The organism is Glycomyces sp. L485, from assembly GCF_022548875.1.
Lineage (GTDB): Bacteria > Actinomycetota > Actinomycetes > Mycobacteriales > Micromonosporaceae > Glycomyces.
The window spans coordinates 20,821-32,839 of record NZ_JAKZEW010000044.1; the positions used below are offsets into that span (position 1 = coordinate 20,821).

General features: G+C 67.2%; 8 protein-coding genes and 1 pseudogene. 7 read left to right on the plus strand and 2 right to left on the minus strand.

Features of this window, described 5'->3' with window-relative positions:
- Window positions 1-24: 24 nt before the first annotated feature.
- The 7 genes from ehuA to L0U85_RS17400 all read left to right on the plus strand — a co-directional run bounded on the left by ehuA (window position 25) and on the right by L0U85_RS17400 (window position 8,653).
- The gene (gene ehuA / locus L0U85_RS17370) at window positions 25-810 is read left to right on the plus strand and encodes an ectoine/hydroxyectoine ABC transporter ATP-binding protein EhuA (protein ID WP_241379028.1); all 786 of its coding nucleotides are present in this window, start codon (window positions 25-27) and stop codon (window positions 808-810) included.
- A gap of 272 nt (window positions 811-1,082) precedes the next feature.
- Window positions 1,083-1,763, plus strand: coding sequence for a TrkA family potassium uptake protein (locus L0U85_RS17375; RefSeq protein ID WP_241379022.1), 681 nt, complete (start codon window positions 1,083-1,085; stop codon window positions 1,761-1,763).
- 2 nt (window positions 1,764-1,765) lie between these two features.
- Entirely contained in the window at window positions 1,766-3,115 is a 1,350-nt protein-coding gene (locus L0U85_RS17380) for a potassium transporter TrkG (RefSeq protein ID WP_241379023.1), read from the plus strand.
- Window positions 3,116-3,204: 89 nt separating this feature from the next.
- On the plus strand, window positions 3,205-5,631 hold the full coding sequence (locus tag L0U85_RS17385; protein ID WP_241379024.1) for an ATP-binding protein: 2,427 nt from the start codon (window positions 3,205-3,207) through the stop codon (window positions 5,629-5,631).
- Window positions 5,632-5,650: 19 nt separating this feature from the next.
- Window positions 5,651-6,049 carry a roadblock/LC7 domain-containing protein gene (locus tag L0U85_RS17390; protein WP_241379025.1) on the plus strand — a complete coding sequence of 133 codons (399 nt, stop codon included), beginning with the start codon at window positions 5,651-5,653 and terminating at the stop codon, window positions 6,047-6,049.
- 277 nt (window positions 6,050-6,326) lie between these two features.
- Entirely contained in the window at window positions 6,327-8,003 is a 1,677-nt protein-coding gene (gene ctaD, locus L0U85_RS17395) for a cytochrome c oxidase subunit I (RefSeq protein WP_241379026.1), read from the plus strand.
- Window positions 8,004-8,098: 95 nt separating this feature from the next.
- Window positions 8,099-8,653 carry an isochorismatase family protein gene (locus tag L0U85_RS17400; protein ID WP_241379029.1) on the plus strand — a complete coding sequence of 185 codons (555 nt, stop codon included), beginning with the start codon at window positions 8,099-8,101 and terminating at the stop codon, window positions 8,651-8,653.
- A 3-nt stretch (window positions 8,654-8,656) separates the two neighbouring features.
- On the opposite strand, the pseudogene L0U85_RS17405 reads toward L0U85_RS17400, so the two are convergent.
- Window positions 8,657-9,418 (minus strand): annotated as a pseudogene (locus L0U85_RS17405) (isoprenyl transferase); the annotation flags it as partial.
- Between the two features lie 58 nt (window positions 9,419-9,476).
- On the minus strand, window positions 9,477-11,273 hold the full coding sequence (locus tag L0U85_RS17410; RefSeq protein ID WP_277605986.1) for a phosphoenolpyruvate carboxykinase (GTP): 1,797 nt from the start codon (window positions 11,271-11,273) through the stop codon (window positions 9,477-9,479).
- Window positions 11,274-12,019 lie beyond the last annotated feature (746 nt).

The following is a 12,019-nucleotide window of genomic DNA, read 5'->3' on the forward strand; positions in this document are numbered from 1 at the left end:
CGCCAGCGGAATGGTCCTGAGCCGATCATCCGCTTCGACAGGGTCAACAAGTCCTTCGGCGATCTGCGGGTGCTCAACGAGTTGAGCTTCGACATCGACGCCGGTGAACGCGTGACGCTCATCGGACCGTCGGGGTCGGGCAAGACCACGATCCTCAGGCTCCTGATGACCTTGGAGCACGTCACGCCGGTCAAGCACCCCGACGAGAACGGCGGGGTCATCTGGGTCGAGGGCAAGCCGCTCTCGCACATGGAGAAAGGCGGCAAGCTGCACGTCGCCTCGGAGCGCTATCTGCGGCAGGCCCGCCAGAAGATCGGGATGGTGTTCCAGCAGTTCAACCTGTTCCCGAACATGAAGGTGCTGCGCAACGTCACCGAGTCGCAGGTCCACACCCTCAAACGCTCGAAGGACGAGGCCGAGGCCAAGGCCCGCGACCTGCTCGAACTGGTTGGGCTGTCGGACAAGATCGACAACTACCCGAGCCAGCTCTCAGGCGGGCAGCAGCAGCGCGTGGCGATCGCCAGGGCGCTGGCGATGGACCCGGACATCCTGCTGCTCGACGAGGTCACCTCGGCTCTGGACCCGGAGCTCGTCGCGGACGTGCTCGGGGTGCTGCGTGACATCGCGGACACCACGAGCATCACGATGCTCATCGTCACGCACGAGATGGGTTTCGCCCGGGACGTCTCCAACCGCGTCATGATGTTCGATCAGGGCGTCATCGTCGAGGAGGACTCCCCCGACAAGATCTTCTCCAACCCCCAAGAAGTGCGCACACAGGACTTCCTTCGGGCCGTCCTAGCAGAGTAGAATTGGAATCTCCTCCATCCTTGGAGAGTGTTAGGGGTGTTCGAGGGGGCGGTCATGAGGGGTTTAGGACCGCCCCCTCTCTTCGTGGGCCCGCGGGCTCCCGTCCTCTGTGGCCGGAGCTCCCGCCGCCTCGGACACCACGCCAATTGCGCGCCGAACGCGTCGAGTCGGGCAGTGCCGACCGTGACGCGCACGGGTATGTGTCGCGGTCACCCGGAGTCAGTGGCAGAATCTAACAGCGTGTCGACACATTGCTGCGCGGGAAGGCGCTGATGAACCTGTTCGGTAAGGAAGAGGGACCGCCCGGCGAGGCCGTGGCGGTCATCGGCCTGGGCCGGTTCGGCTCGGCGGTCGCCCATTCCCTCACCCGCCTCGGCCACGAGGTGCTGGCCCTCGACGAGCGGCAGGACATCGTCCAACGCTACTCCGAGTCCCTCACCCACGTCGTCCAGGCCGACTCCACCGACTCCACCGTGCTGGGCCAGCTGGGGGTCGGGGACTTCGACCACGTCGTGGTCGCCATCGGCACCGACATCGAGGCCAGTGTGCTGACGGTACTGGCCTGCGAGGAGGCCGGGGTCCGCGAGATCTGGGCCAAGGCGATCAACGCCAAGCACGGGCAGATCCTGCACCGCACCGGTGCGCACCACGTCGTCTATCCCGAGGCCGCGATGGGCGAGCGAGTGGCTCACCTCGTGAGCGGCAAGATGATGGACTTCATCGAATTCGACGACGGCTTCGCCATCGTCAAGACGCGCGCCCCCGCCGAGGCGATCGCCAAGCCCCTCGGCGAGTCGCGGCTGCGCTCGAAGTACGGCGTGACCGTCGTCGGGGTCAAGAAGACCGGCGAGGACTTCACCTACGCCACTCCCGACACCGTCATCCTCGAAGGCGACACCCTCATCGTCTCGGGCAGCACCAAAAAGGTAGAGGCGTTCGCCGCCACGACCTGACGATGCGCCGATTCCTGAGCTGGTTCAACCGCCACCCCGTGCGCCTGGTGCCCCTGGGCTTCGGCGTGGCCATCGCCATCACCTCGGTGCTCCTGTGGCTGCCGGTCTCGCAGGGAACCGCGCAGGGCACCAGCGCGGTCGACGCGCTCTACATCGCCACGTCCGCGGTGACCGTGACCGGCCTGGTCACGCTCGACACGGCCACGCACTGGACGCTCTTCGGCGAGACCGTCATCATGATCGCGATGCAGATCGGCGGCCTGGGCATCATGTCCAGCGCCGTGTTCATGGGGCTGGTCGTCAGCAAACGACTCGGGATGCGCACCCGCCTGATCGCCCAGGCCGAGGCCAACCGCGCGATCAACATGGGCGACGTCAGGCACGTCGTCCTACGGGCGTTCCTGGTGATGCTCGCCGTCGAGCTCATCACCTCCGCACTCCTTGCGCTGCGGTTCCATTTCGAGTACGACTTCACCACGTTCGAGGCGATCTGGCAGGGCCTGTTCCACGGGATCAGCTCGTTCAACTCCGGCGGCTTCAGCCTGTTCTCGAACTCGCTGGAGGACTTCGAGAACGACGCCTGGATCATGGGGCCGATCATCGTCTCCTCGATCATCGGCGGGCTCGGCATGCCCGTGCTGTTCGAGCTGGCCCGCCGCAACTGGGGCCACCGGAAGTGGACCCTGCACACGAAGATGACGCTCACCGGGACGACGATCCTGTTCGTCGGCGGGTTCTTCGTCTTCCTGGTCTTCGAGTGGTCGAACCCGGCCACGCTCGGCCCCTTCGCCTGGCACGAGAAGCTCCTGCCGGCGCTCGCCCAGGACGTCATGCTGCGGTCGACCGGGTTCAACACGATCCCCGTCGGCGAGATGCACACGCACTCGCTTCTGGTCGGCGTGGTCCTCATGTTCATCGGCGGCGGCGCGGCCTCGACCGCCGGCGGCATCAAGGTGACGACGTTCTTCGTCCTGCTGTGGGTCATCTGGTCCGAGATCCGCGGCGAGCCCGACGCCTCGGCCTTCCGCACCCGGCTCAGCGACTCGGTCATCCGGCAGGCGCTGAGCGTCGCGCTCCTGTACGTCGCGTTCATCGCCGCCGGGGCCATTCTCATGCAGATGTTCGAGCCTCACATTCTGTTGCACGACATCCTCTTCGAGGCCACCTCCGCCGGCGCGACCGTCGGGCAGTCGACCGGGATCACCCCAGAGCTGTCCACTCCCTCTAAAGTGGTGTCCATCGTGCTGATGTACGGAGGCAGGCTAGGCCCGGTGCTGTTGGCGACGTCCCTCGCGATCCGCACCAGGCACCGGCTGTACCGTTACCCCGTGGGGCGTCCTCTGGTGGGCTGAGGCCCACGCCCCGCCCGTGCCCCTACAAGCGAAGATGCTCAGAAGCCTCACCGCAGCGCGGTTCGTCGCCTCAGAAAGGACTCCCCCCGATGTCCCGTAAAGCCCGGCAGCGCACCAGTCGACTTCCGATCCGGATGCAGCTGATGCTGCCGATCGCCGCCGCGCTGATGGGGATGCTGGTGCTGGGGCTGTTCCAGACCGTACACGTGTGGGACGGGTACCAGGACGCCACCGACGCCGAAGTGATCGGCGACCTGGCCGGTTCCCTGGCCTCGACCCTCGACGGCCACCAGAGCGAGGGCGCGCCGCTGCTGGAGGCGGTCCTGATCGGCGAGGCCGACGAGATCGACATCGGGGCTCTGCGCGCCCGGACCGACGCCTCGGTCGTCGAACTCGTCGCGGCCGCCGAGACCTCGCGCGCCCGCTTCCCTGTCCTGGAGAACAGCCTCGACGAGCTGCTGCGGCAGGTCGCCAAACTCAACACGGCGCGAACGGGTCTGGACGGGCTCGCCTCCGGCGAGCTGACCTTCACCGACAACGAGGTCGTCGGCGCGTTCGAGATCTACCGGGACATGGCCAACAAGATCGTCAGCCTGGCCGCCCGCCTGCCGAACCTCGTCGACGACTCCCAGGTCTCCTCCCAGATCGACTCGCTGGCCTCGGCGATGCAGGCGGGCCGCCTCGCCTCCGAGATCCAGTTCCGCGTCACCTCCGACCTGACCCTCCTCGCCGCAGAGGAGGCCGTCCTGGTCGAGCGCGAGGCCCTCGCGGAGGCCGCCTACCTCTCGGGCTCATACGACCGGCAGATCATCGACTTCCAGGCGAACGCGTCCGCTGAGGTCAGCGACACCTACCAGCGGGAGATACAGGGCGAAGAGGCCATCGTGGCGCGCCAGGCGCTGTCGATCTACCTCAACGGCGACATTCCGACGCTCTCGGCCACGGACTTCTCGGCGGCCCAGGGCCAGGTCGTGCAGGCGCTGCACCTGACGCAGGACCATGCGCTGGTGATCCTCGAACGGGACGTCGCCGGCCTGCGCGACTCCTCGACCAGGACGCTGCTGACGACGTTCGCGCTCATCCTCGTGCTCGCGATGACGGCGATCATCTCCGCGGCGATGCTCGCGAGGCGCATCAGCCTCCGGGTCGACTCGGTCCGCGAGGCCACACTGACCGCCGCGTACGACACGCTGCCGAAGACCGTCGCGGCAGTCTCGCAGGCGTCCAACGCCGACGAGGTCGACCGGCTGCTCCAGACCGCTAAGAGGCAGACGGTGATCGCCACCGACGCCCGCTACTCCGACGAGCTCGACAGCCTCGCCGAGGCGTTCAGCGCGGCGCACCATCAGGCGCTGCGCCAGACGGCGAACCAGGCGCTGCTGCGCATCGACGTGGAGGCGATGATGAAGACCCTGGCCCGCCGCGGCCAGAGCCTCATCCGTCGCCAGCAGCAGGTCATGGAATCGCTCGTGGAGGAGTCCAGGTCCGCCTCGGACATCCCCGAGGAATGGCGGAGCGTCTACCATCTGCTGTCGCGCATGCGCCGCAACGAGGAGAACCTGCTCCTGCTCGCCGGCGGCGAGCCGCAGCGGCGCTACAACCATCCCGCGGACGTCGAGGCGATCATCCGCGACGCCGTCTCCGAGATCGAGGGCGCCGGGCGCGTCCTGGTCGAGAACCAGGTGTCGGCGCGACTGGAGACCAAGCCGGCCGGCGACGTCGTCCGCATCCTCGCCGAGCTGCTCGACAACGCCGCGGCCTACTCCCCTCCCACGCAGCAGGTCCGCGTCACCTCGCGCCGGTCTGGCTCGGAGATCGTCATCTCCATCGCCGACGACGGCATCGGCCTCAATCCCGAGCAGATGTCGGCGATCAACCGGCGCCTGGCAGAGCCGACGCAGCTGAACTCCGAGCTGACCGCCACCATGGGCCTGCTCGTGGTCGGCCGGCTCGCCGCCGAGCACGCCGTCAGCGTCCAGTTGCACTCCACGATGGGCAAGGGCACGCTCGCGCTGGTCCGGATCCCGGCCTCGGCGCACGCCGACATGCCGAACGGCCTGGTCTCCTCGCGGGGCTCCTCGGCCCGGCTCGCGCTCTCCGCGCACGCCGCGAACCTGCCGATGACCGGAACGGGCTCCCCCGCGGCCGCCGAAGGCGCCGCCGAGCCGATCGTGCCCAAGCCCCGCAAAGCCGGCTTGACGCCCGAGCCACGCCCGGTAGCTGGGAAAACAGTCGGATCCGTGAGAATCGCCGAGGGGATCGAGGTCACTGCGAGCCCCGGCGCGGAGTCAGTGGATGTTACCTTCAGGAAGGTGAACAGAGCACTCGAATCCGCCGGAGGTCCGAACGGCACGGAACTACCGCGGCGGGCACCGGGAACCAAGCTCCTTCCAGGAGCGGTCCCCGGCGCCAAGCCCGGTTCCGGTGGCGTCGACCTCGACCCTGCCGAGATCCGGGACCGCTTGACCGGCTTCGCCTCCGGGATAGCAGCGGCCTCGGAACACGAACAGCGTTAATAAAGTAGAAAGCAGCGAGATGGATACCAAGGACAACACCGTCGGTGAACTCGACTGGCTCCTGACCTCCTTCGTGGAGAAGGTCCCGGACGTGTCCGAAGCCCTGACCGTCTCCGTCGACGGACTCGCCCTCGCGGCATCGCAGGGCCTGTCGACCGACCGCGCCGACCAGCTCGCCGCCATCACCTCCGGACTCGCCAGCCTGACCACGGGCGCGGCGAAGGTCCTCAACGCCGGCCGGATCCGGCAGTCGGTGATCGACATGGACGAGGGCGTCCTGCTGCTCATGGCCGTCGGCGACCGCGCCCAGGTCGCCGTGCTGGCCAACGCCGGCTGCGATCTCGGCCAGGTCGGCTACGAGACCGCGCTGCTGGTCAAGCGGGTGTACGCCGCTCTGGAACCCGATGCGCGCGCCTAGCGTGCGCCACGTGAATGCGAACGGGCCGCATTCGGCCCATTCGCCCGCGCGCGGATCGTAGGAGATTGCTCACGAGTCGCCACCGCCACACCCGGGCGGTGGCCCCCAAGCGCCCGTCCTCTCCCGTCCGCCGCACCGACAACCTGCGAGAACCACTGAAATCGCATCGCCCGATCACGCACTGCCACGCCGCTACGCACTTCCCCCTCCGCAGCGCGAGCAGCGTGAAAGGCTATTCTGCGTTCGCTACCTGGAATGAGAATCTGGAGGCCCACAGGTGACCACGGTTGAGCCTAAGGTCGAACCAACGCCCATCGTCGCGCGTCCCTGGCCGGTGCGCCGCGAGCCGAAGGGCTCCTGGTTCGCCCGGACCCTGCGCACGACCGACGCCAAGCAGATCGGCCTCTTGTACTTCGTGACGTCGTTCGCCTTCTTCGGCATCGGCGGCATCCTCGCCCTCTTGATCCGAGCCGAGCTGTTCCAGCCCGGCATGCAGATCGTGTCCTCTGAGCAGTTCAACCAACTGTTCACCATGCACGGCACCATCATGCTGCTGATGTTCGCGACCCCGATCGTGTTCGCCTTCGGCAACTACCTGGTGCCCTTGCAGATCGGCGCGCCCGACGTCGCGTTCCCGCGCCTGAACGCGTACGCTTACTGGCTGTACCTGTTCGGCTCGACGCTGGCCGTCGGCGGCTTCATCACGCCCGACGGCGCCGCGGCGTTCGGCTGGTTCGCCTACCAGCCGCTGTCGAACGCGGTGAACTCGCCCGGGATCGGCGCCGACATGTGGTTCGTCGGCCTGACCATCTCGGGTCTGGGCACCATCCTCGGCGCGGTCAACATGATCACCACGATCGTGACGATGCGCGCGCCCGGCATGCTCATGTTCCGCATGCCGATCTTCACATGGAACATCCTCATCACGAGCCTGCTCATGCTCCTGGTGTTCCCGATCCTGGCCGCCGCGCTCCTCGCCGTCGTCGCCGACCGCCAGCTCGGCGCCCACGTGTTCGACGCCGAGACCGGCGGGGCCATCCTGTGGCAGCACCTGTTCTGGTTCTTCGGCCACCCCGAGGTCTACATCGTCGCGCTGCCGTTCTTCGGCATCGTCTCCGAGATCTTCCCGGTCTTCAGCCGCAAGCCCATCTTCGGCTACAAGACCCTCGTCGCCGCGACGCTCGCGATCGCCGGCCTGTCGATGGCGGTGTGGGCCCACCACATGTACGCCACCGGATCGGTCATGCTGCCGTTCTTCTCGCTGATGACGTTCCTCATCGCCGTGCCCACCGGCGTGAAGTTCTTCAACTGGATCGGCACCATGTGGAAGGGCCAGCTCACCTTCGAGGCGCCGATGCTGTTCAGCATCGGCTTCCTGGTGACGTTCCTCCTCGGCGGCCTCTCGGGCGTGCTCCTGGCGAGCCCGCCGATCGACTTCCACGTCTCGGACTCCTACTTCGTGGTGGCGCACTTCCACTACGTCCTGTTCGGCACCATCGTCTTCGCCGTCTACGCCGGCGTGTACTTCTGGTTCCCGAAGGTCGCCGGGCGCATGTACGACGAGCGGCTCGGGAAGATCCACTTCTGGCTGACCTTCATCGGCTTCCACACCACGTTCCTCGTGCAGCACTGGCTCGGCAACGAGGGCATGCCCCGCCGCTACGCCGACTACCTCGAAAACGACGGGTTCACGACCCTGAACATGATCTCGACGGTCGGCGCGTTCATCCTGGGCCTGTCGACCCTGCCGTTCATCTGGAACCTGTTCAAGTCCTGGAAGACCGGCCGCATCATCGAGACGAACGACCCGTGGGGCTACGGCGGCTCCCTGGAATGGGCCACGAGCTGCCCGCCGCCGCTGCGCAACTTCGACCGGCTCCCGCGCATCCGCTCGGAACGCCCCGTCTTCGACGAGAAGTGGGGCCACCTGGTCAAGGAAGTCAAAGGCCACTGAAACGGCATGAGGAAGCCCGGGAACGCCAAGCGTTCCCGGGCTTTTTCGATCCCACCTCTGTACGCGCACGCACCCGCCTCGATAGGCTTTGAATCATGAGCAGGGCATTGATCGTGGTGGACGTGCAGAACGATTTCTGTGAGGGCGGGTCACTTCCCGTCACCGGCGGTGCGGCGGTCGCAAGCGCCGTGACGCGGCTGGTCAATGACGAGTCGAAGCGGTGGGACCACGTCGTGGCGACCCGCGACTGGCACATCGACCCCGGCGGCCACTTCTCGGCCGACCCGGACTTCACCGACTCCTGGCCAGCGCACTGCGTAGTCGGCACGAGCGGATCCGACTTCCATCCCGACTTCGACCACACCCTCGCCGAGGCCGTGTTCGACAAGGGGGCCTACGAGGCGGCCTACTCCGGATTCGAAGGGTCGAGCGGCGAGACGAGTCTCGCCGAGTGGCTGCGCGAGCGCGAGGTGGACGAGGTCGAGGTCGTCGGCATCGCCACCGACCACTGCGTGCGGGCGACCGCGCTGGACGCGGCCCGCGAGGGCTTCAAGACCACGGTCCTGGTCGACTACACCGCGGCGGTCGCCGAGGAGTCCAGGAAGAGGACGCTCCAGGAGCTGTCCGACGCCGGCGTCGCGGTCGTCTAACTTGCCGTAACGCCTGTTGCGGGTCGCGAAGGAGCGGACGGCTCGAAGGAAGTCGACGCGGCGGAAGTCCGGCCAGTTCGAGTCGCAGAAGTAGTACTCGGAGTACGCCGACTGCCACAGCAGAAACCCTGACAGCCGCTGCTCCCCCGAGGTGCGGATCACCAGGTCGGGGTCGGGCTGCCCGGTCATGTAAAGGTGCTTGGCGATCGCCTCGGCGTCGACGGCCTCCGCCGCCTGCTCCAGACTGAGCCCGGCGGAGGCGTGTTCGAGCAGCAGCGAGCGGACCGCGTCGGCGATCTCCCGCTGCCCGCCGTAGCAGACCGCGAGGTTCACGCGCACGCCCCGCTTGTCCGCGGTGCGCTGCTGAGCGCCCTTGAGGCGCGCCTGGTGCTCGGGCGGGAGCAGGTCGAGCGCCCCGACCATGCGCACCTGCCACGGCTGGGTGTCCTCGGCCAGCTCTCCGGCGAGTTCGCAGATGATCTCGAGCAGCGGATCGAGCTGCTCCTTCGGCCGCGAGAGGTTCTCGGTGGACAGGAGCCAGATGGTGACGTGCTTGACGCCGAGCTCGTCGCACCACCCGAGGAACCGCTCGATGTGCTTCGCGCCGGCGCGGTGGCCGTCGTTGGGGTCGGTCAGGCCCATGTCACGGGCCCACCGGCGGTTCCCGTCGACCATGACACCGATGTGTTTGGGCAGCGGCTTGCCCGCCAGCTCCCTGTGGAGCCGGCGTTCGTAGATCCGGTAAAGCAGGTTTGCGATCGCCACGAACGCCAATTGTAGGCCGGTACGCTTCGCGCACCGGCCACGCGGTCACGCCGCTGCCCTAGCCGAGGCCGAGCCGACTCTTCAACGCGTCCAGCTCGCTCCACAGCATCGTCGGAAGCTTGTCGCCGAACCGGGCGAACCAGCCCTCGATGAGCGGGATCTCGGCGATCCACTCATCGCGGTCGACCTCCAGAGCGGCCTTCAGGTCGTCCGGGTCGAGACCGAGGCCGGAGACGTCGAGCGACTCGGGCGTCGGGGTGTACCCGATCGGCGTCTCGATCGCGTCGGCATCGCCTTCGAGGCGCTCGACGACCCACTTGAGCACGCGGGAGTTCTCCCCGAAGCCCGGCCACAGGAACCGGCCGTCGTCGCCGCGGCGGAACCAGTTCACGTAGAACACCTGCGGCATGAGCGAGGCGTTCGGGGCCGACTTGCCCATCTCGATCCAGTGCCCGAAGTAGTCGGCGGCGTTGTAGCCGATGAACGGCAGCATCGCCATCGGGTCGCGCCGCACCACGCCGACCTTGCCGGTCGCGGCGGCGGTCGTCTCGCTGGAGAGCGTCGCGCCCATGTACACGCCGTGGACCCAGTCGCGGGACTGCGTCACCAGGGGGACCGTGGTGGCCCGGCGGCCGCCGAACAAGATCGCGTCGATCGGGACCCCGCGCGGGTCGTCGTACTCGTCGGCGAGCACCGGGCACTGCTTGATCGGCGTGCAGAACCGGCTGTTCGGGTGGCTCGAGGGGCCCTCCGAATCAGGCGTCCACTCCTGGCCGAGCCAGTCGATCGCCCGCTGCGGGGGCTCGCCCATGCCCTCCCACCACACGTCGCCGTCCTCAGTGAGCGCCACGTTGGTGAACAGGGTGTGGCCCCGCTCGATGGTGCGCATCGCGTTCGGGTTGGTCTTGTAGTCGGTGCCGGGCGCGACACCGAAGAACCCGTACTCGGGGTTCGAGGCCCACAGCCGTCCGTCCTCGCCGAAGCGCAGCCACGCGATGTCGTCCCCGAGCGTCTCGACCTTCCAGCCGGGGATCGTCGGCTCCAGCATCGCCAGGTTCGTCTTCCCGCACGACGAGGGGAACGCGCCGGTCACGTGGTAGACCTTCCCTCCGGGGCTGGTCAGTCGCAGGATGAGCATGTGCTCGGCCATCCAGCCCTCGTCGCGGCCCATCACCGAGCCGATGCGAAGCGAGTAGCACTTCTTGCCCAGCAGGGAGTTGCCGCCGTAGCCCGAACCGTAGGACCAGATCTCGCGCTCGGCCGGGAAGTGGGAGATGTACTTGGTCTCGTTGCACGGCCACGGCACGTCGGTCTCGCCCGGCGACAGAGGCGCGCCGACCGAGTGCAGGCACTGCACGAAGTCGGCGTCGACGCCCATCCTGTCGAGGACCTTGGTGCCCATGCGGGTCATGATGTGCATGCTGGCGGCGACGTAGGCCGAGTCGGTGAGCTCGACGCCGAACATGGGCTTGTCGGCTTCGAGGGAGCCCATGCAGAACGGGACGACGTACATGGTGCGCCCGCGCATCGACCCGCGGTACAGATCCGTCATGGTCTCGCGCATGTAGTCGGGCGCGGTCCAGTTGTTGGTGGGACCGGCGTCCTCGGGGTCGCCCGAGCAGATGAACGTGCGCTCCTCGACCCGGGCGACGTCGCTGGGGTCGGTGCGCGCGATGAACGAGTCGGGTTTGGCCGGGACGGGCTCAAGCGTGCCGAATGCGACCAGTTCACTGGTCAGACGTTCCCATTCGGCGTCCGAGCCGTCGCACCACACGACCTGGTCGGGGGAGGTGAGGTCGGCGACCTCGGTGACCCACGAGAGCAGGCGCGAGTGGCGCGTGGGCGGATCCGTCAGTCCCGTCGTCGGTTCCGCTGTCTTGGCTGCTGTGCTCACTGTCGCTCCTTCTGTCGAGGGCAGGTCGGTCTCAGGCAGGGTCACCGGCCGGGACCGGTGCCTTGGACGCTACGTGAGCATGAGCGTGTGCGCAGGCGTAAATGCGCGAATGAAGCGGACTTGAGCAGGCATTCCTTTTGACGATCTCTACAACATGCTTATTCAAGCTCGAAACAAGCAGATCTACTTGTACTTCAGGCGCAGTCGATCATTATCAAGCACTCTTGAGTGACTTCGGCTCGCCATGGCTACGAAAGGGGACGGTTTCGATCATCGAACGAGCGCGTTAGAGCGTCATCTCCAAACGGTTACGTCAGCCAGTACCTAGCGGATTCGGGCATTTTCCGCAGCTAGGGCACCCAAATGCATCAGGATTCTCCAGAACGGGAGGAGGCGGTGATGTCGCACCGGAGGGGGCCAGAGGATGCGCCGAGGGGTCAGCGCGTCAAGACGTGGGCGATTGGGACCGCGATCGTGGTCGCACTCACGCTGGCGGTGGTGGTGGCTGGACTGACGATCCGGTGAGCCGCAGGTGACAAATAGTGGCAACTGGGTAGTGGGTAGTGGGTATGCAGCCGGGGCCCATGCCGACCGTGCGGCCTGCGCCTGAGGAGCCCGGCAGTGGAAGCGGAGGCGTTGGCGGGAGCGGTGTCGGGCTGATGGTTCCTCTGCGCCAAGGGCGGCGGCGATGACGAGGTGGATGGTTG

Excerpts from the sequence above, each read along its gene's own strand:
- L0U85_RS17375 (WP_241379022.1), top strand. The coding sequence starts at position 1,083 with ATGAACCTGTTCGGTAAGGAAGAGGGACCGCCCGGCGAGGCCGTGGCG.
- L0U85_RS17380 (WP_241379023.1), top strand. The coding sequence starts at position 1,766 with ATGCGCCGATTCCTGAGCTGGTTCAACCGCCACCCCGTGCGCCTGGTG.
- L0U85_RS17385 (WP_241379024.1), top strand. The coding sequence starts at position 3,205 with ATGTCCCGTAAAGCCCGGCAGCGCACCAGTCGACTTCCGATCCGGATG.
- L0U85_RS17390 (WP_241379025.1), top strand. The coding sequence starts at position 5,651 with ATGGATACCAAGGACAACACCGTCGGTGAACTCGACTGGCTCCTGACC.
- L0U85_RS17400 (WP_241379029.1), top strand. The coding sequence starts at position 8,099 with ATGAGCAGGGCATTGATCGTGGTGGACGTGCAGAACGATTTCTGTGAG.